We start from the raw sequence: 16,887 nt of genomic DNA, 5'->3' as shown, positions 1-16,887 counted from the left end.
CTATACTTAAGCACTTAAGCGAAAAACTAGCTTATTTCACTTTTAATAATAAAATACTAGAGATTTATTTACCTATTTATTTTTCTCTTTCTGATTATACCATTATTTAGATAGAAGATAAATTAGTTGGAAAGATCTATTGAAAAAGGTATGATTTAATTATCTTATTTTTATAAATGGATGATAGTAAAGGAGAAAAAAATGGATTGGTACTATGAAGGGGAACGGAAGCCAGAAAATTGGAAAAATATTTGCGAAGCATTTAAAAAGGCAGAGAATACGAGTTTGCAATCTCCTATTCAATTGTGTGAAAAAACTACTGAAAAATTTATTTATCAAAAATCACTTGCCACAAGATATCAATTAACTCAGTTTGAAACATCATTCTTTAATCATACCGTTCATTTGACACCGTTAGCTAATGAAGAATTAAATGTTCTATTTTTTGATTATAAGAAATATATTTTAGATGATATTCATTTCCATTTACCTAGCGAACACCAAATTAATGATGAATCTTTTCCTTTAGAAATGCATTTAGTGCATAGATCTAGAGATAATGAATTGTTAGTAGTAGGAATTACTGTGTTGCCAAATAAAGAGCCAGCTAATTTAGAAAAATATCGTCTAGATAGCTTAGCTTTGAATCCAAGAATATCTGGAAGAGGATTATTTGTACCTGTCGATGTAGCGAAGTTATTGCCTTTGAAAATGCAATATTTCCATTATACCGGTTCGTTAACGACCCCTCCAACCATAGGGCCAGTCGATTGGATTGTTTTCAAAAACCAAACGTATATGCGTAAGGGTTTATTACGAGCATTTAAAGAAAATGTAGGCAAAACGAATCGGCCACTTCAACCATTGAGAAATCGCACTATTTACTTATCGGATTAACTTTTTTGATTATTTATTACTTTCTGCTTGACTCTTAAGAAAACACCTAGTACACTGAGTCAAATAGCTTTAAAATAAACCAACAGAAGGAGTGTCTATCATGATTCATTTTGTATTTGTTAGCAATAAATTAAATAGCCGTTGGCAAAACCAAGATAGACAGGTTGATTTATGAGATAGTCTCATAGATACAACCTTCAGGAAGTATTCTGAATGAGTATCTATGTTGGTTTATTTAAGCAAACTGGAAACAACTCCACACATAGAGTAGACTTTTATTTATTCTGTGTGGGGTTGTTGTATGTAAACAGCTACCACAAGTGCTTCTTGTGGTAGCTGTTTATTTTTTTATCATTTTTTAATAAAAAAATAAACAAAAAAATAAGTCTGATTTTTTAAAACAAAACAAAAAAACAATTGGAGGAAGACAGAATGAAAAAAATGATTGGATTTATTAGTTTATTAAGTATTGTATTAGCTTTTGCTTTTTATAAAGAGAAAGAAGAGTCAAGTGCAAAAGATAAAGAAAATTTACCGGTGGTAGGTATCTTACAATTAACTAGCCATCCAGCATTAGATATCATTTATGAAGGAATTATTGATGCATTAGAAAAAGAAGGTTTTACAGATGGAGAAACGGTAACAATTGATTTTCAAAATGCACAAGGAGATCAAAGTAATTTGAATTCGATGAGCACCCGTTTTGTTAGTCGTAACGCCGCATTAATGATCGGGATTGCAACACCTTCTGCTCAAGCTTTAGCCAATAGTTCAAAGGATATCCCAATCATTCTTGGTGCAGTAACTGATCCAGAAGGTGCTGGCCTAGTGAAAGATAATGAGAATCCAGGTCAGAATATAACGGGTGTGAGCGATTTAACACCGATTAAAGAACAATTTGAATTGATTAAAGAAATTCTTCCAGAGGCAAAAAAAATAGGAATTATTTATTCATCAAGTGAGGATAACTCGATTGTTCAAGCAAAACAAGCTATTGAAATAGCCGAGTCAATGGGGTACGAAACGATTACGTCTACGGTATCATCTACAAATGATGTCTCACAAGTTAGTTCATCCTTAGTTAGCCAAGTAGATGCCGTTTGGGTTCCAACAGACAATACGATTGCAAGCTCAATGAGCACACTAGTTGCTGCAGCGGATAACAGTCAAATACCTATTTTTCCAGCTGTCGATACGATGGTGAATGAAGGTGGCTTAGCTACTGTGGGATTAAATCAGTACGAGCTAGGAAGATTAACTGGTCAAATGGCTGCTACAGTCCTTAAGGGTGATAATAAACCAGGAACAATGCCTATCCAGTATTTAAAAGAAGGAGAAGTTATTATTAATCTTGAAAAAGCAGAAAAGTTAGGAATCACTATTCCTAAAAGTGTCTCAGATCGAGTGAAAAGCCAATAATTTATGGAAGGCAGGAAGAAAAATGAATTTAATTACAACCGCCACTGCACAAGGATTACTATTTGGCATAATGGCTCTAGGAATATTTATCACTTATCGTATTTTAGATTTGCCAGATATGACAGCTGAAGGTTCCTTTCCTTTAGGAGCAGCCGTTTGTGCTCGTTTAATATTGACTGGGGTACACCCGATAATCGCTACGTTGATTGCTTTTTTTGCCGGTGCTTTAGCCGGTTCAATTACAGGTTTCTTAATCACAAAAGCTAAAATTCCTGGTTTACTTGCAGGTATTCTAACGATGACAGCTTTGTATTCAATTAATTTAAGAATTATGAATCGGGCAAATTTAAGTTTATTAGGAAAAGATAAAATAACTGATTTGTTTGAGTCTTTTTCATTACCGAATCAATTCGATACTATCTTAATGGCCTTAATTTTAGTTACTTTTATTATAGTAGTTTTGTTTCTTTTTTTCAAAACTGAATTTGGCCAAGCCATTATTGCTACCGGAGACAATGAAAAAATGGCTCGTTCACTAGGAATATCCACTGATCAAACTAAAATATTAGGATTAATGCTTTCAAATGGTATTATAGCAGGAGCAGGGGCCTTAATCGCGCAAGATAATGGATATGCTGATATCAGTATGGGAATTGGTACAATTGTTATTGGTTTAGCTTCAGTTATCATTGGGGAAGTAATCTTTGGTAACATTACATTTGTTAATCGTCTAATCTGTGTTGTCTTAGGTGCAATTATTTACCGATTGATTATTATGTTTGTTTTACTAGTTGGACTTCAACCAAATGATTTAAAATTAATCTCAGCCTTTATCTTAGCTATTTTCTTAGCATTACCGAGTTTAAGACAAAGATTTAATTTAAATTTCTTTACTAAAGAGAGGTTTTAACTATGACACAAAAAAATGTTTTAATTTTAGAAGATATTTCAAAAACGTTTTATCCTGGAACCCTTAATCAAAATAATGTTCTAAACGAGTTAAACTTAACAGTAACAAAAGGTGACTTTATCACAATCATTGGTGGAAACGGATCTGGTAAATCTACCTTATTGAATAGTATCGCAGGCACTTTTCTAATTGATAAAGGATCTATTAAAATTAATGAAAAGGAAATCAAAAAATTAAAAGAAGAACAACGTGCAACCTTAATTGGTAGGGTGTTTCAAGATCCATTGATGGGCACAGCACCAAGAATGACGGTTAGTGAAAATTTGTCGATTGCTTATCGACGTGGACAGAAAAGAACGCTTAAAAAAGGGAGTTCATTAGAAGAACGTCAGTATTTTGAAACTCTTCTAGCAAAATTAGACTTAGGATTAGAAAAAAGATTAACGAGTGAAATGGGATTGCTTTCTGGTGGACAAAGACAAGCGATTGCTTTATTAATGGCGACAATGAAAAAACCCGAATTGCTTTTGTTAGATGAGCATACTGCAGCATTAGATCCGAAAACAGCAAGTGTTGTTTTAGAGCTAACCCGAAATAGAATAGAAGAAGAAGAGTTAACAGCATTAATGATTACTCACAATATGCAAGATGCATTAAATTACGGAAATCGTTTAATTATGTTGGATAAAGGAAAAGTTGTTATCGATCTTTCAGGTAAAGATAAACAAGATTTAACTGTTTCAGAAGTATTAAATCTTTTCCAAAAAAGTACGATGAATCAATTAGTGAATGATGAGCTGCTGTTTGACTGAAACTAATTTTATTTACTAATTAGAAAGATAATAAAAAATTTAAAAGATGCCTTTCATTGATTTAAAGACCTTTATATGGTATGTTTCATTATGAAACTAAATTAGTTTCATAATGAAACATACCATAGTGAAGGAGCTTTTTGATGAATGAAGAGATTTCTGCCCGTGAACTAGTTAATCAATTAGATGAATTCCAAAAACTTTATTCAATAATAGAGAGAACTATTTTAAAAAAGAATCAATTAAACGCTTCTTCTTTTTCTATTATGAGTCAACTTATTGACCAGCCCTTAACTTTAAAACAATTAACCAGTCTTTTTTCATTAGATAAATCAACTTTGAGCAGACAAGTTAATGAACTTGTCCGTCAAGGATTTATCTTAAAAGAAACAGGAACAGATAAACGAGTCTTTTATTTGAATACCTCAAAAGAAGCCAAACAGCTAATTAATGCTATCCAATATGAGATAGAATTTTATATTTATGACTTATTTAAATTATGGCCGAACGATGAAAAGAGATTATTAATGGTTCTTTTAGGCCGAATGAATCGACGCATACGCTTGACGAATGAATTAAAAGTTAACTAATAGTCAATAATCTTGTCTTTTATCTTAAAAGTAGAAATGGTTTCAATTCATAAGTTTAATTGGTACACTAAGTTAACAATGAATGAATTGGAGTGATCGATATGAGCTTAGTAAATAAGAAAATTATTGCATTGGTAAGTGCCGACTTTGAGGATTTAGAACTATGGTATCCGGTTTACCGCTTGCGAGAAGCTGGCGCAATTGTTGATTTAGTTGGTGAAGAAGCCAATAAAGAATATATCGGTAAGTATGGTGTTCCTGCGTTTTCTTCTTTTAGTTTTAAAGAAATAAAAAAAGAAGAATATGATGGTATTTTAGTACCTGGAGGCTGGTCACCAGATAAGTTAAGACGTTTTCCTGAAGTCATTGATTTTATAACTTATTTTAATGAACAAAAGAAACCAATTGGCCAAATTTGTCATGCAGGCTGGGTTTTAATTTCTGCCGGTATATTAAAAGGTGTGAATGTGACAAGTACGCCTGGTATAAAAGATGATATGATTAATGCAGGAGCAATTTGGCATGATATTCCAGCGATTACAGATGGACATATTATATCAAGTCGTAGGCCACCAGACTTACCTGAATACATGAAACATTATATTGCTGCTTTTAAAGAATAAAAATCAATGGTAAGAAAACCGTCCATCATTTTTGATTGTCGGTTTTTTTATTTTAGGATAAAATAAGGAGGGAATCTACTCTATGTTAAATGCAGAAGATAAAATTGGATTGATTTGTTGTTCTGATGGAAAGAAGTTAGAAGAGAAACCTCAGATAGAAAAGCTCATTCAACTTTTGAAAAATGAGTTTAATTTAGAAGCAGTTTTAGCTCCAACTATCTACCAAGAAGGTAATACGATTTTTAGCGGAACACCAAGGAAAAGAGCCGAAGCTTTGATGTCGTTTTATAAAGATCAATCAATAAAAATGATTTTTGATTTATCTGGTGGCGATTCAGCTAATAGTGTTTTAACGTTCCTTGATTATGAACAAATTAAAGCATCTGATAAAGCTTTTGTAGGATATAGTGATCTCACTGTCGTACTAAATGCGATTTTTACACAGACAAATTCTATAGGCTATAATTATCAACTACTAAATTTGTTAAAGAATGACTTACAAAAGAATCTCTTTAAGCTTTTTTTCATGAGTTATTCCGCATCCAATCCATTAGCTTATAAGTGGTTAACAGAGCCTAAAAGCATTGAGACTATTGTAATAGGAGGCAATATTCGTTGCTTATTAAAGCTTGCGGGAACCCCTTATTGGCCTATATTATCTGATACGACGTTATTATTAGAAGCAAGAGGAGGAAAAATAGAACAGATAAGCTGTTATTTAGATCAATTAGAGCAGACGGGCCTATTCCAGTCTTGTACGGCCGTTTTATTAGGTCAATTTACGACGATTGAAAAAAATAAGCAAGAAACAGAATTAATCACATTAATTAGGTATTTTGCAAAAAAATACGACTTTTCTGTTATTAAAACAGAGCAAATAGGGCATTCAACGAATTCCATTCCTTTTCCTATTGGGAAAACAATTAAATTTTCTTAAAATTCATGAAATATCTATTTTTTTTGATGCTATTCCTTTTCAAATATTGTAAACTTACTAAGTAAATAATAATTTTAACTATTTAAGCAGAAAGAAGGGATTTAAATGTATCAAAGAGGTAGAAAATCTTATCGCATCTCTATTCTAGGGATCTTATCAGCTATTATTTTAGTTCAAAACTTTGTTCCACTTTTAGGCTATATTCCTATTCCTCCCTTAAATCCTACAATTATTCACATCACTGTGATTATTGCAGCATTGACTTTAGGAACAAAAGACGGCATGATTATTGGTGGTGTATGGGGATTTAGTCGTTTAATTAAAGCCTTCGTTGCACCGGCTTCACCGTTAGATTTATTGTTATTTACTAATCCAATTATTTCTATCGTTCCGCGTATTCTTGTCGGTTTTGTTGCCGGCTATGTTTTTCATCTTCTCAAAAAGAGAAAAGGAAAAGAATCGATAGCCATGATTATTTCTTCAATCTTAGCTTCTTTAACGAATACTATCTTAGTTTTATTTTTCATTTATATCTTTTATAAAGATGATTATGCTATGGCTTTAAACGTTGATGTATCGAGTTTAGCAAAAGCTTTAGGAGCGATTGTGTTGACTAATGGGCTTGCTGAAGCAATTGCTGCAGGAATTATTGCTCCCATAGTAGCTAGACCGTTAAAACGATTTAAAACAAATTAAAAAGATGATTCACTTTTCTTAGTAGAAAAGTGGGTCATCTTTTTAATTATCTAATATAAGAGTTACTTTCTAATAAGCTATGTTTTATTTTAAAGCAATTCTTTTCTAAGTTGTTCAGAAGTTTTAGCAGACAAATAAGCAGGAGGCACATCTAAGACACTAAAAGCACCAGCTTTTCCATCTTGTTTAAATTTAACTGCAGCTCGTGCGTAAGCGACTAAAATAGAAGAGGTAAATTCAGCATTGCTTTCTAATTCAAGTTGAAATTCAGCTTTTTGTTTGTTTTCATTGCCTGAAGTAGCTGTACGGATAACAAATCCACCGTGCGGCATTTTTTTATGATCTTTTTTAAATGTTTCTTCATTAATGAAATGAACAGTTGTCTCATATGGTTCGAAATAATCGGGCATCGTTTTAATTGTTTTTTCAATAAGCTTTTTATCTGCTTGTTCTTCGGTTACAACATAGCAGACACGCTCATGTTTTTCTCGAGTTGAAAGCTCTGGATTTTCACCACTTCTAACTTGTTCCAATGATTTTTCAATCGGGATAGTATACTGCACACCAGCTTTTACTCCATCAATGCGACGAATAGCATCTGAGTGACCTTGACTCAGACCTTTACCCCAGAACGTGTATGTTTCTCCACCAGGTAGAACAGACTCTAAAATAGCACGGTTAATAGAAAATAAACCAGGGTCCCATCCAACAGAAATAATGCTAACTTGGTTAGCTATTTTAGCTGATGTATTCATTTCTTTAAAATAATGTGGAATATTATTATGATTATCATAACTATCAACTGTTGAAAAATGTTTTGCTAATGCTGGGCCTTGCTCAGGTAAGTCTGTTGCTGAACCTCCGCATAAAATTAAAACATCAATTTGATCTTTATAATCTAGAATATGATCTAAACTAACGGCTTTAAATTTAGAATCTAACTCTTCGGGATTACGTCTGGTAAATACGGCAATCCCTTCCATATCAGGAAATTTATCCAACGCTAATTCTACGCCTTTTCCGATATTCCCATAGCCTACTAAACCGATACGAATATTTTTTGTCATTTTACCACTCCATTCATTGAACTCTTAATTTTGTTGCATATTTAGTATAACGTACTAAGTTGAAAAAGTATTTATTTTTACTAATAAAAAAACGATAAAAAAATGATAATGAAATAAAATGTAATAATAGAGGCATACAATTGTAACCTATTACCAATAGCCATTTTAATGAAAACTATGCTATTCTTATAAGTAGATATAGAAAGGGAAGGTACTTTTATGAAAAATGCTAATAAACCAACGCGCTCTAATAAAAACGGGAAAAACCGTACTATTTCGAGAGTCGTAACCTTGATTATTTCTGTTACAATTGTCCTTATGCTGCTTATCTTTGGTGTGTGGGTACTTGGTGGTGGTGAAGATAAAGCTTCAAATGAATCTATGGAAACTTTTTCAAGTGATATAGAGAGTACCTCTTTACCAGTGAAAGAAGAGTCAGTTGAGAAAGAGTCTTCGACTATTTCTTCATCTAATAAAGTAGAAAAAGAAAGCGACGAAGTGAAAAATAGCGAAAAAAATAAAGAAGATAAAGAAAAGATAAAAACTGAAAAAACAGATCCTTCAGATGATAATGTTACATCAGCTGTTACTGGGAATTGGGAACCGGTAGAAACAAAACAAGAAGGCACACATACAACGGATTATAATGATGGATCACAAGATAGAATAGAGATAAAACAAGCAAGTGCAACTGCTACCGGTCTTTCTGTAGCAGATATGATCGAATGGCGTGTAGAAAATAACGGAAATCAAAAAGCAGTTGCTACAATTTCTAACACCCAGCAAACAAAAACTTATCGTGTCTTTTTAAGTTGGATTGACACTAAAGGATGGCAGCCTAATAAAGTAGAACAACTAAAAGTAAATGACCAACAGTAATTTTTTTTAAGGAACAACCTCAGGTTTTCTATTTCTGAGGTTTTTTGATGTCATTTAAAAAATTTTACTTTTCTGAGTGATTCATGACTAAATCACCCAATAATTTTACAAATATTCATTAAAAGCATCTTATCGTTTATTGTCTTAATATAAAAAATGATATGATAGTTTTAATTTAATAGATAAAAATTTAATTTAGGACGATGACATCGATGCATTAAAAAGATATAAGACCGTAGAGGAAGTAGTGTAGAAGGGAAGACGTTAATTAGCGGTGGGGTAGATGGTATTGTTATTCTACTAATATGATTTTCAAGATTATAGTTACCAATGTGAAGAATCAACATTGGTACTTTTTCACTGGGTCAGTTCAATCAGCTTGTGGAACAGTAAGGAGATTTAACAGGATCTTTTTATTGTCCAGGAGATTCAAACCTTTTATTGATTTAAGTTTTTATAATAAATTAAGCTAACCATTTAATGCAGCTAGTGATTTTATAAAGGCATCTGTTTTGGCTCACGAAGTTGTTTATCAGGTACAAACTCAATGAGGTTTTTCAAACCAGTTAAGCGAAACGGAATGCAATAAATAGCAAGTTAAATTCGACTTCAAGTGGATTCTTTGGCAGGATTTTGTGCTCACCAAGCTCAAGGAATTGCTTACTTAGAAGAGGGGGATTACCAAGAAACAATACACGCTGCTGGAGCCGGTGGAGATAGGCGTCTTCAACAGTAAGCACAAGGGTATATTGTATCAGTTAACTTTACGGATGGAACTTCTGAACAAAGGATGTATCAGGTTTGACAGAGGATTTAAATCTGAATATTCAGAAAATGGCGATACATTTAAAGATCTGATTTGAGCTACTACAAGCAAATTAATTTGAAAAAAGTATTAAACAGCTGCTTTATACATCAGATTTAGGAGGGTATTATGAAAAAAATGGCTAAGAATTTTAATATTGTAGATGATATTATGAATAAAACAGAAAACGAACTAAAGAGCATAAAACCCATCAGTATTTTATTAATTGGTAAAACTGGCGTTGGGAAAAGTACGCTAATTAATAGCGTTTTTCGTGAAAATCTAGCTGAAACCGGGATTGGTCGTCCTATTACTAAACACTTAAGAAGGGTAACAAAAGATGGCGTACCAGTTGTCTTATACGATACACGAGGTTTAGAACTAAATAACGAAACACAAAAAAAGGTATTAAAAGAAATTTTTGATACGATATCAGAAGGCAAAAAGAATACTTCTAATGAAGAAATTCACCTTGTCTACTATTGTATAAATGCAAATTCTTCAAGAATAGAACCGTTAGAATTAGACCTAATCGAAAAATTAAGCACTAAAATACCAGTAGTAGTCATATTAACTCAATCTATTGGAGACCAATCAAAAGAATTTAGGCAGTATATCGAAAATTTAAACTTACCCATTTATGGAGTAGTAAATGTCATGGCACAAGAACTTGTTATATCAAATGAGGTTTCAATCATGCCATTCGGATTGAAAAAACTTATCGAAATGAGCTTTCAAATCATTCCAGAGGAACAAAAAAGAGCTTTTAATAACGCCCAACAAGTAGATATTGAACGGAAAGCAAAATCTGCACGAAGTTGGGCCTCTAAATATATAGCTACCTCTTTCGGAGTAGGCTTTATGCCAATTCCTTTCTCAGATGCTTCAGTGTTAGTCCCAATGCAACTAACTTTGCTAGCTCATATTACAGCAATTTTTGGTATATCAATGGATAAAGCAACGATCACAAGTATGCTAGCTGCAGTTGGAGGAACTGGAGGAGCTACTTACGCCGGCAGGTACATTGTTTCCAATGTTATTAAATTCATCCCAGGTGTAGGAACAATTGTCGGAGGAGTAATCAGTGGAGCCACTGCATCTATTATGACTACAGCTTTAGCATTGAGCTATATAGAGGTCCTAACAGTTATTGCAAAAGGTGAAAAAGATGGGAAATATCCAGATTTAAAAAATATTGAAAAACTTATGAAAGAAAAATTTGAAAATCGTTTAAAAAAATCAAAAAAAACGCCGGAAAATGAAGAAGAAGTTTCTGAAGAGAAAAAAAGCAAGTGGAAATTTTGGAAATGAAAGGTAATTTTAAGTCATATTCTCTCTGTTCTTTGCTCATTTTTTTGAAAAGACGAGGAGAGAAGAGTAAACAGATGCAAAAAAGCTTATTATTAGTATGTTTTACACTCAGATATCAGTAAATTCGGGAATAAAATATATCAAATTAAGTTTAATATAGATAAAATTAGTTATAAATCGATTAAATATACTATTTTAGTTCATTTTTAGTTTATTATAGTAAAAACTTTCTTTATTCAATTAATTGTATCGCTATAAAATTTCTTTACAATCTAAGCAAAAAACAAATTTTTACTAGTTAGATTAAAATAATCATTTTAAATGAGTTAAGCAATTTAAAATGATTATTTTTTTATGTTCAAATTTTATTATTTTTTAGTAACGAACTAATTAATTTACGTTAATTTAAGTAATAACGTAAAAAGTATAAAAATAAAAGTTAGAAATAATACGTTAGAAAAAATATTAAATAGAAATAAATATAATTTACGAAAGATATTATTTCTATAAAATAACTCATAAAAGAGATAAGAGACAAAACTGATCTAGCAACGAGTTTTCAGGCATCTATAAATTTTATCTAGTTTACATAATATATATTATACGGAGTAGATGAATCTATTGAAATACAAAATTATTAAAATTCTTACTATTTTTAGGTGCATTTTAAGCTCGTTTCAGTTTTTTTCGTTGGTATATCTCTCTAGTTGTTATTATAATTCACTTTAATATAAAAAACTAGAGCAAAACGATAATTATTTGCTCTAGTTTAGATTTAGCGACTATTTACTCAATTCTTTTGTTAATTGTGGTACAATTTGTTTCTTTCTTGAAACAACACCTTTTAAAGTCGCTTTATTATTTTCCAGTGTTATATTAAATGCTTCTTCTACTGCTTTAATTGGATTCCCTGTTGCTAAAATAACTGAATCACTATCTAATATATTGGTTACGACTAAGATGAATAAATCATACTGATTTACTGCACTTAACTCTGCCATAGTTATTTCTAATTCTGCTTGTTTAGAAAATACGTCATTTACGTCAACAACATTAACTTGAGCGACACGCACATTTTTTTCTCCCATTGGGAAACTTTTTGCATCCATGTCTAATAATTCAACTGCAGACTTATCGCTAAGGTTTGTTCCAGCCTTAAGTAAATTTAATCCATAAATGTTTAAATCTACTTCTGCAAGTTCAGCTAATTCATTAGCTGCTTTGATATCTTCACTAGTACAAGTTGGGGATTTAAATAACAAGGTATCCGAAATAATAGCAGATAACATTAATCCTGCTAAACCTTTTGGAATAGCAATGCTGTTTTCTTTAAATAATTTTAAGATGATCGTATTCGTACACCCTACAGGCTCAGCTCGATAATACAACGGATTAGTTGTTTCGAAGTTTGCAACTCTATGGTGATCTACTACAGCTAGTACTTCTACCTCACTGATGTCTGATACACTTTGTTGTGCTTCGTTGTGATCCACTAACATAACTTGAGTTGTTTCATTTACTGCTGTTTCTATCACGCGTGGTGCTTTAAAATTAAACTGATTTAAAGCGTATTGTGTTTCTTCAGTAACTACACCTAATGAAACCGCTTCAGAATCTGTACCTAACTTATTTTGTAAATAGGCAAACGAAATAGCAGATGCAATTGCATCTGTATCTGGATTTTTATGGCCGAAAATTAAAATTTTACTCATCAATAAACGCTCCTTTATTTTCTTTATTCTTTCTCTATTATTCACTAAATTTCTTTTTTAGTCTACTATAATAATTTTCTTCTTCTAAATAAATGGTAAAAAAATCTAAAAAATCAATAACCCGCGGGACTTGTTCCTTATCAAGTCGATAAACATAAGACAACTGGAAAAGTATTTGCGGATTAAAGCTCAGTACCTTAGTTTCTGCCCCTACCGTCTTCGTTTCGATAAAAGAACGTGGTAATGCAGTATAGGTTTTAGTTGTCTTACTAAAGCGGTAAAGCTGTTCTGGAGTCGTTAAATAAGCTGAAATAGATGGTAAATTTGTCAATTGGTTTTTAAATTCTTCTCTTAGTAATTCGTTAATATAATATGTATCCGGGTAAATAGTCCACTTTTCGTCATTAGTTTCATTAAGCTTTATAGAGTCTCGATTAAATTCTTCTGCTTTATGATTTAAAAACATTAACTCTTCCTCTATTATTTTTTTACTCACGTACGACTGCCAATTTTCTATTTTATAATCTGGTAAGTACATAATAGCTAAATCTAGTGAATTATTTTCTAAATTGTTCCAAATATCACCACGATTTAACTTGTATAACGTTACTTTTATATCTGGATTTTTTTTATAATAAGTACTAATAAACTCAGTAAATACTTTATCCTCTATCGATGATAATAAACCTATTTTTATTTCACCACTGTTCGAACTAATGGTCTTTTGAATTTTATTGGCTGTATTGTCAAAAATAGTATTCACAGAATGAGCCATTTGTAAAAACAAATAACCAACATCTGTTAAGTGCAGCTTCTTTCCACTTGAATAAAATAAAGGAGCACCTATCTTTTTTTCAATTTTTTTTATTTGTTGCGTTAAAGCAGGTTGAGAAATACCTAAGATTTGAGCTGCTTTGGTGTAGTTCATTGTTTTGGCAATTTGCAAAAAATAATCTAGTGCTTTTGAAGAAAACATTTTATTTTTTTCTTGACTCATCCTTACACCTCATATTTTCGAAAATTAGCTTCTAGTAGGAGTATAATAAAAAAAGAGCAACTATAAGTTACTCTTTCGTTAAGTTTAAAAGTATGGTTACATTGTTTTGTAAGCGGTATATCGATCTGTATTTAATAATCGTTTAGCGTTTTCTACCCGTTCTGTAGTTGGTGTTTCAATTCCCTCTAGTTTGTAAGGTATTTTTAAGGCTTCATATTTATAGACGCCCAACTTATGATAAGGTAAAATTTCAACTTTTACAACATTATTCAACGATTCAATAAATTTATTTAATCTTATTAAATCTTCATCAAAGTCAGAACGTTCTGGAACCAAAACATGTCTAATCCAGACTGGCTTGCCAATATCTGATAAATAACGAGCCATATCTAATATATTCTTATTTGACATCATTGTCAATTTTTTATGCTTTTCATCGTCAATGTGTTTCACATCAAATAATAATAAATCTGTATAACTCATTAATTCCTCAAAACGGCTAAAGAAAGGTTCATCATAAGTGAATGGCTGGCCGCAAGTATCTACTGTTGTGTGTACACCCTCGGCTTTTGCTTTTTTGAATAATTCTATTAAGAAATCAATGTGCAAAAGCGGCTCGCCACCACTAACTGTGATACCCCCTTCTTCTCCCCAATATTCCCGGTAAGCTAATGCTTCTTCCAGTAATTCGTCTGAAGTATAGGGTGTTCCTCCGCCCATATTCCAAGTATCTGGATTATGGCAGAATTCACACCTCATACGACATCCTTGCATAAATGCGATAAAACGAATTCCTGGACCATCAACTGAACCAAAACTTTCAGTTGAGTGTACATAGCCGATAGCTGAATCAGACATGATCTTTAGCTCCTTCATTAGTTAGTCTCTGTTAGTAATCTTTTTCTTACATACTTTCATGCATTGTACGATTAATAACATCCATTTGTTGCTCACGTGTTAATTTAATGAAGTTAACAGCATAACCAGATACACGAATGGTTAATTGTGGGTAATCTTCTGGGTGATCCATAGCATCTAACAATGTTTCGCGGTTAAATACGTTTACGTTTAAATGATGTCCACCTTTTTTAACATAGCCGTCGAGCATGCTAGCTAGATTAGATTGTTGTACGTCATCTTCTTTACCTAAAGCTTTTGGAATAATAGAGAATGTATTTGAAATACCATCTAATGAATATTTGTAAGGTATTTTTGCTACAGAGTTCAGACTTGCTAGTGCTCCATGTGTATCTCTGCCATGCATTGGGTTTGCTCCAGGAGCGAAAGGTTCGCCTGCACGACGACCATCAGGAGTATTACCTGTTTTTTTACCATAAACAACGTTTGATGTAATTGTAAGAATAGATGTTGTATGCTTTGCTCCACGATAAGTTGGGTGCTTTTTAACTTTCGCCATAAATGTTTTTAATAACCAGATGCCAATTTCGTCTGCACGATCGTCGTTATTTCCAAATTTAGGATAATCGCCTTCAATTTCGTAGTCCATAACTAAACCATTTTCATCTCTGATTGTTTTAACTTTAGCGTATTTAATTGCTGACAAAGAGTCAATAACAACTGAGAAACCAGCAATCCCTGTGGCCATTGTACGCATTACATCAGTATCATGTAGTGACATTTCTAATTTCTCGTAAGAATATTTGTCATGCATGAAGTGAATGATATTTAATGTATTTAAATACAAGTCAGCAATCCATTCCATCATAGTGTCGTATTTTTCCATTACTTCATCATGGTCTAAATATTCTGAAGTAATTGGTTGATATTTAGGCCCTACTTGTGCTTTAGATTTCTCATCTACTCCACCGTTAATAGCATATAGCAATGTTTTCGCTAAGTTAGCACGAGCACCGAAGAATTGCATTTGTTTACCAATGCGCATTGCAGAAACACAACAAGCGATTCCGTAATCATCGCCCCACTCAAGGCGCATAACATCGTCATTTTCATATTGAATTGCGCTAGACTCGATAGAAACTTTTGCGCAGAACTTTTTAAAGTTTTCAGGCAAGCGTGTTGACCATAATACAGTCAAGTTTGGCTCTGGTGCAGGTCCTAAGTTAGTCAATGTGTGTAAGAAGCGATAACTACTTTTCGTTACTAAATGGCGTCCGTCTTCACTAATCCCGCCAATTGCTTCTGTTACCCATGTTGGATCGCCAGAGAATAAGTCATTGTATTCAGGTGTGCGAGAGAATTTAACTAAACGAAGTTTCATAACAAAGTGATCAACAATTTCTTGAGCTTGTTCTTCTGTTAACGTTCCAGCTGTTAAATCTCTTTCAATATAAATATCTAAGAAAGTTGACGTGCGGCCTAAAGACATAGCTGCTCCATTTTGTTCTTTTACAGCTGCTAAATAACCAAGATATAACCATTGGAAAGCTTCTGTTGCATTGTTTGCTGGTCGTGCAATATCAAAGCCGTAAATATTTCCTAGTTCTTTTAATTCTGCTAAAGCACGAATTTGCTCATTGATTTCTTCACGGTCTCTGATAATTGTTTCGCTCATTGTACCGTAACCAGTAATAGATAAGTCATGTTTCTTTTCTGTAATTAAACGATCTATTCCATATAAAGCTACACGGCGGTAATCACCAATAATACGGCCGCGGCCATATGCATCTGGTAAACCAGTAATGATACCACTGCGACGAGCAGCACGGATTTCAGGAGTGTAAGCATCGAAAACGCCTTGGTTATGAGTTTTACGATAATCACGAAAAACGTGTGAAACTTCTGGATCTATTTCAAAACCATATGCTTCAGCAGATAGCTCACTCATGCGGATACCGCCAAATGGTTGTAATCCACGTTTAAATGGTTTTTCAGTTTGGAATCCTACAATTTGTTCCAATTCCTTATTTAAATAGCCAGCTGCATGAGAAGTGATTGTTGATACAACTTTTGTATCCATATCCAATACTCCGCCTGCTTCACGTTCTTGTTTATTTAAATCCATTACTTGTTCCCAAAGTGCTGAAGTTGCCTCAGTAGGACCTGCTAAGAATTCATCTGTACCGTTATACTGACTAAAGTTTTGTTGAATAAAATCACGAACGTCGATTTCCTGTTGCCATACTTTACCTTTAAATTTTACCCATTGCTCCATTTTTAATGAACCTCCTTATTAGTTGACTATCATTTGATTGTAACAGCTTCTTCTTGCTCATTATAACACATGAATAAATTAAAACAAACTAATTATCGC

General features: G+C 32.7%; 16 protein-coding genes. 11 read left to right on the top strand and 5 right to left on the bottom strand.

Translation table 11 applies throughout. The features are described 5' to 3' along the window. Window positions 1–201 precede the first annotated feature (201 nt). The 8 genes from B9Y54_RS09105 (at window position 202) to B9Y54_RS09070 (ending at window position 6,884) form a co-directional block, all read left to right on the top strand. The gene (locus B9Y54_RS09105; RefSeq protein WP_085559960.1) at window positions 202–897 is read left to right on the top strand and encodes a carbonic anhydrase family protein; all 696 of its coding nucleotides are present in this window, start codon (window positions 202–204) and stop codon (window positions 895–897) included. Between the two features lie 432 nt (window positions 898–1,329). Further along, complete coding sequence (gene trpX / locus B9Y54_RS09100; RefSeq protein WP_085559959.1) at window positions 1,330–2,316, top strand: tryptophan ABC transporter substrate-binding protein; 987 nt, start codon at window positions 1,330–1,332, stop codon at window positions 2,314–2,316. A gap of 22 nt (window positions 2,317–2,338) precedes the next feature. Then, window positions 2,339–3,226, top strand: a complete 888-nt coding sequence (locus B9Y54_RS09095) for an ABC transporter permease (protein ID WP_085559958.1) — start codon at window positions 2,339–2,341, stop codon at window positions 3,224–3,226. A 2-nt stretch (window positions 3,227–3,228) separates the two neighbouring features. After that, window positions 3,229–4,038 (top strand): ABC transporter ATP-binding protein, encoded by an 810-nt coding sequence (locus B9Y54_RS09090; RefSeq protein WP_085559957.1) that lies wholly within the window; start codon window positions 3,229–3,231, stop codon window positions 4,036–4,038. Window positions 4,039–4,181: 143 nt separating this feature from the next. Further along, the gene (locus tag B9Y54_RS09085; RefSeq protein ID WP_085559956.1) at window positions 4,182–4,628 is read left to right on the top strand and encodes a MarR family winged helix-turn-helix transcriptional regulator; all 447 of its coding nucleotides are present in this window, start codon (window positions 4,182–4,184) and stop codon (window positions 4,626–4,628) included. Window positions 4,629–4,729: 101 nt separating this feature from the next. Further along, entirely contained in the window at window positions 4,730–5,251 is a 522-nt protein-coding gene (locus B9Y54_RS09080; RefSeq protein ID WP_085559955.1) for a type 1 glutamine amidotransferase domain-containing protein, read from the top strand. A gap of 82 nt (window positions 5,252–5,333) precedes the next feature. After that, complete coding sequence (locus B9Y54_RS09075; RefSeq protein ID WP_085559954.1) at window positions 5,334–6,188, top strand: LD-carboxypeptidase; 855 nt, start codon at window positions 5,334–5,336, stop codon at window positions 6,186–6,188. A 105-nt stretch (window positions 6,189–6,293) separates the two neighbouring features. After that, window positions 6,294–6,884 (top strand): ECF transporter S component, encoded by a 591-nt coding sequence (locus B9Y54_RS09070; RefSeq protein ID WP_085559953.1) that lies wholly within the window; start codon window positions 6,294–6,296, stop codon window positions 6,882–6,884. Between the two features lie 89 nt (window positions 6,885–6,973). On the opposite strand, the gene B9Y54_RS09065 is transcribed toward B9Y54_RS09070, so the two are convergent. Continuing rightward, the gene (locus B9Y54_RS09065) at window positions 6,974–7,951 is read right to left on the bottom strand and encodes a diaminopimelate dehydrogenase (RefSeq protein ID WP_085559952.1); all 978 of its coding nucleotides are present in this window, start codon (window positions 7,949–7,951) and stop codon (window positions 6,974–6,976) included. A gap of 219 nt (window positions 7,952–8,170) precedes the next feature. Here B9Y54_RS09065 and B9Y54_RS09060 point away from each other — a divergent pair, with 219 nt between their 5' ends. The 3 genes from B9Y54_RS09060 (at window position 8,171) to B9Y54_RS09055 (ending at window position 10,946) form a co-directional block, all read left to right on the top strand. Next, window positions 8,171–8,830 carry a YrrS family protein gene (locus B9Y54_RS09060; RefSeq protein ID WP_085559951.1) on the top strand — a complete coding sequence of 220 codons (660 nt, stop codon included), beginning with the start codon at window positions 8,171–8,173 and terminating at the stop codon, window positions 8,828–8,830. Window positions 8,831–9,452: 622 nt separating this feature from the next. Beyond that, window positions 9,453–9,566 carry a hypothetical protein gene (locus tag B9Y54_RS12215; protein WP_159446078.1) on the top strand — a complete coding sequence of 38 codons (114 nt, stop codon included), beginning with the start codon at window positions 9,453–9,455 and terminating at the stop codon, window positions 9,564–9,566. A gap of 198 nt (window positions 9,567–9,764) precedes the next feature. Continuing rightward, window positions 9,765–10,946, top strand: a complete 1,182-nt coding sequence (locus B9Y54_RS09055; RefSeq protein ID WP_085559950.1) for a YcjF family protein — start codon at window positions 9,765–9,767, stop codon at window positions 10,944–10,946. Window positions 10,947–11,728: 782 nt separating this feature from the next. On the opposite strand, the gene B9Y54_RS09050 is transcribed toward B9Y54_RS09055, so the two are convergent. The 4 genes from B9Y54_RS09050 to pflB form a co-directional block, all read right to left on the bottom strand. Then, window positions 11,729–12,658 (bottom strand): manganese-dependent inorganic pyrophosphatase, encoded by a 930-nt coding sequence (locus B9Y54_RS09050; protein ID WP_085559949.1) that lies wholly within the window; start codon window positions 12,656–12,658, stop codon window positions 11,729–11,731. A 37-nt stretch (window positions 12,659–12,695) separates the two neighbouring features. Beyond that, complete coding sequence (locus B9Y54_RS09045; protein ID WP_085559948.1) at window positions 12,696–13,655, bottom strand: LysR family transcriptional regulator; 960 nt, start codon at window positions 13,653–13,655, stop codon at window positions 12,696–12,698. A 96-nt stretch (window positions 13,656–13,751) separates the two neighbouring features. Then, a complete protein-coding gene (gene pflA / locus B9Y54_RS09040) occupies window positions 13,752–14,513 on the bottom strand; it encodes a pyruvate formate-lyase-activating protein (protein WP_085559947.1) in 762 nt (253 codons plus the stop codon). Window positions 14,514–14,559: 46 nt separating this feature from the next. Beyond that, a complete protein-coding gene (gene pflB / locus B9Y54_RS09035; protein WP_085559946.1) occupies window positions 14,560–16,788 on the bottom strand; it encodes a formate C-acetyltransferase in 2,229 nt (742 codons plus the stop codon). Between the last annotated feature and the right edge of the window lie 99 nt (window positions 16,789–16,887).

The organism is Carnobacterium iners (genome assembly GCF_900177385.1).
Taxonomy (GTDB): Bacteria; Bacillota; Bacilli; order Lactobacillales; family Carnobacteriaceae; genus Carnobacterium_A; species Carnobacterium_A iners.
The sequence above is the reverse complement of the archived record's forward strand: the minus strand, read 5'-3'. Positions and strand labels throughout refer to the sequence as shown.

Coding starts and splice junctions, on each gene's coding strand:
- B9Y54_RS09105 (WP_085559960.1), top strand. CDS start 202: ATGGATTGGTACTATGAAGGGGAACGGAAGCCAGAAAATTGGAAAAAT.
- trpX (WP_085559959.1), top strand. CDS start 1,330: ATGAAAAAAATGATTGGATTTATTAGTTTATTAAGTATTGTATTAGCT.
- B9Y54_RS09095 (WP_085559958.1), top strand. CDS start 2,339: ATGAATTTAATTACAACCGCCACTGCACAAGGATTACTATTTGGCATA.
- B9Y54_RS09090 (WP_085559957.1), top strand. CDS start 3,229: ATGACACAAAAAAATGTTTTAATTTTAGAAGATATTTCAAAAACGTTT.
- B9Y54_RS09085 (WP_085559956.1), top strand. CDS start 4,182: ATGAATGAAGAGATTTCTGCCCGTGAACTAGTTAATCAATTAGATGAA.
- B9Y54_RS09080 (WP_085559955.1), top strand. CDS start 4,730: ATGAGCTTAGTAAATAAGAAAATTATTGCATTGGTAAGTGCCGACTTT.
- B9Y54_RS09075 (WP_085559954.1), top strand. CDS start 5,334: ATGTTAAATGCAGAAGATAAAATTGGATTGATTTGTTGTTCTGATGGA.
- B9Y54_RS09070 (WP_085559953.1), top strand. CDS start 6,294: ATGTATCAAAGAGGTAGAAAATCTTATCGCATCTCTATTCTAGGGATC.
- B9Y54_RS09065 (WP_085559952.1), bottom strand. CDS start 7,951: ATGACAAAAAATATTCGTATCGGTTTAGTAGGCTATGGGAATATCGGA.
- B9Y54_RS09060 (WP_085559951.1), top strand. CDS start 8,171: ATGAAAAATGCTAATAAACCAACGCGCTCTAATAAAAACGGGAAAAAC.
- B9Y54_RS09055 (WP_085559950.1), top strand. CDS start 9,765: ATGAAAAAAATGGCTAAGAATTTTAATATTGTAGATGATATTATGAAT.
- B9Y54_RS09050 (WP_085559949.1), bottom strand. CDS start 12,658: ATGAGTAAAATTTTAATTTTCGGCCATAAAAATCCAGATACAGATGCA.
- B9Y54_RS09045 (WP_085559948.1), bottom strand. CDS start 13,655: ATGAGTCAAGAAAAAAATAAAATGTTTTCTTCAAAAGCACTAGATTAT.
- pflA (WP_085559947.1), bottom strand. CDS start 14,513: ATGTCTGATTCAGCTATCGGCTATGTACACTCAACTGAAAGTTTTGGT.
- pflB (WP_085559946.1), bottom strand. CDS start 16,788: ATGGAGCAATGGGTAAAATTTAAAGGTAAAGTATGGCAACAGGAAATC.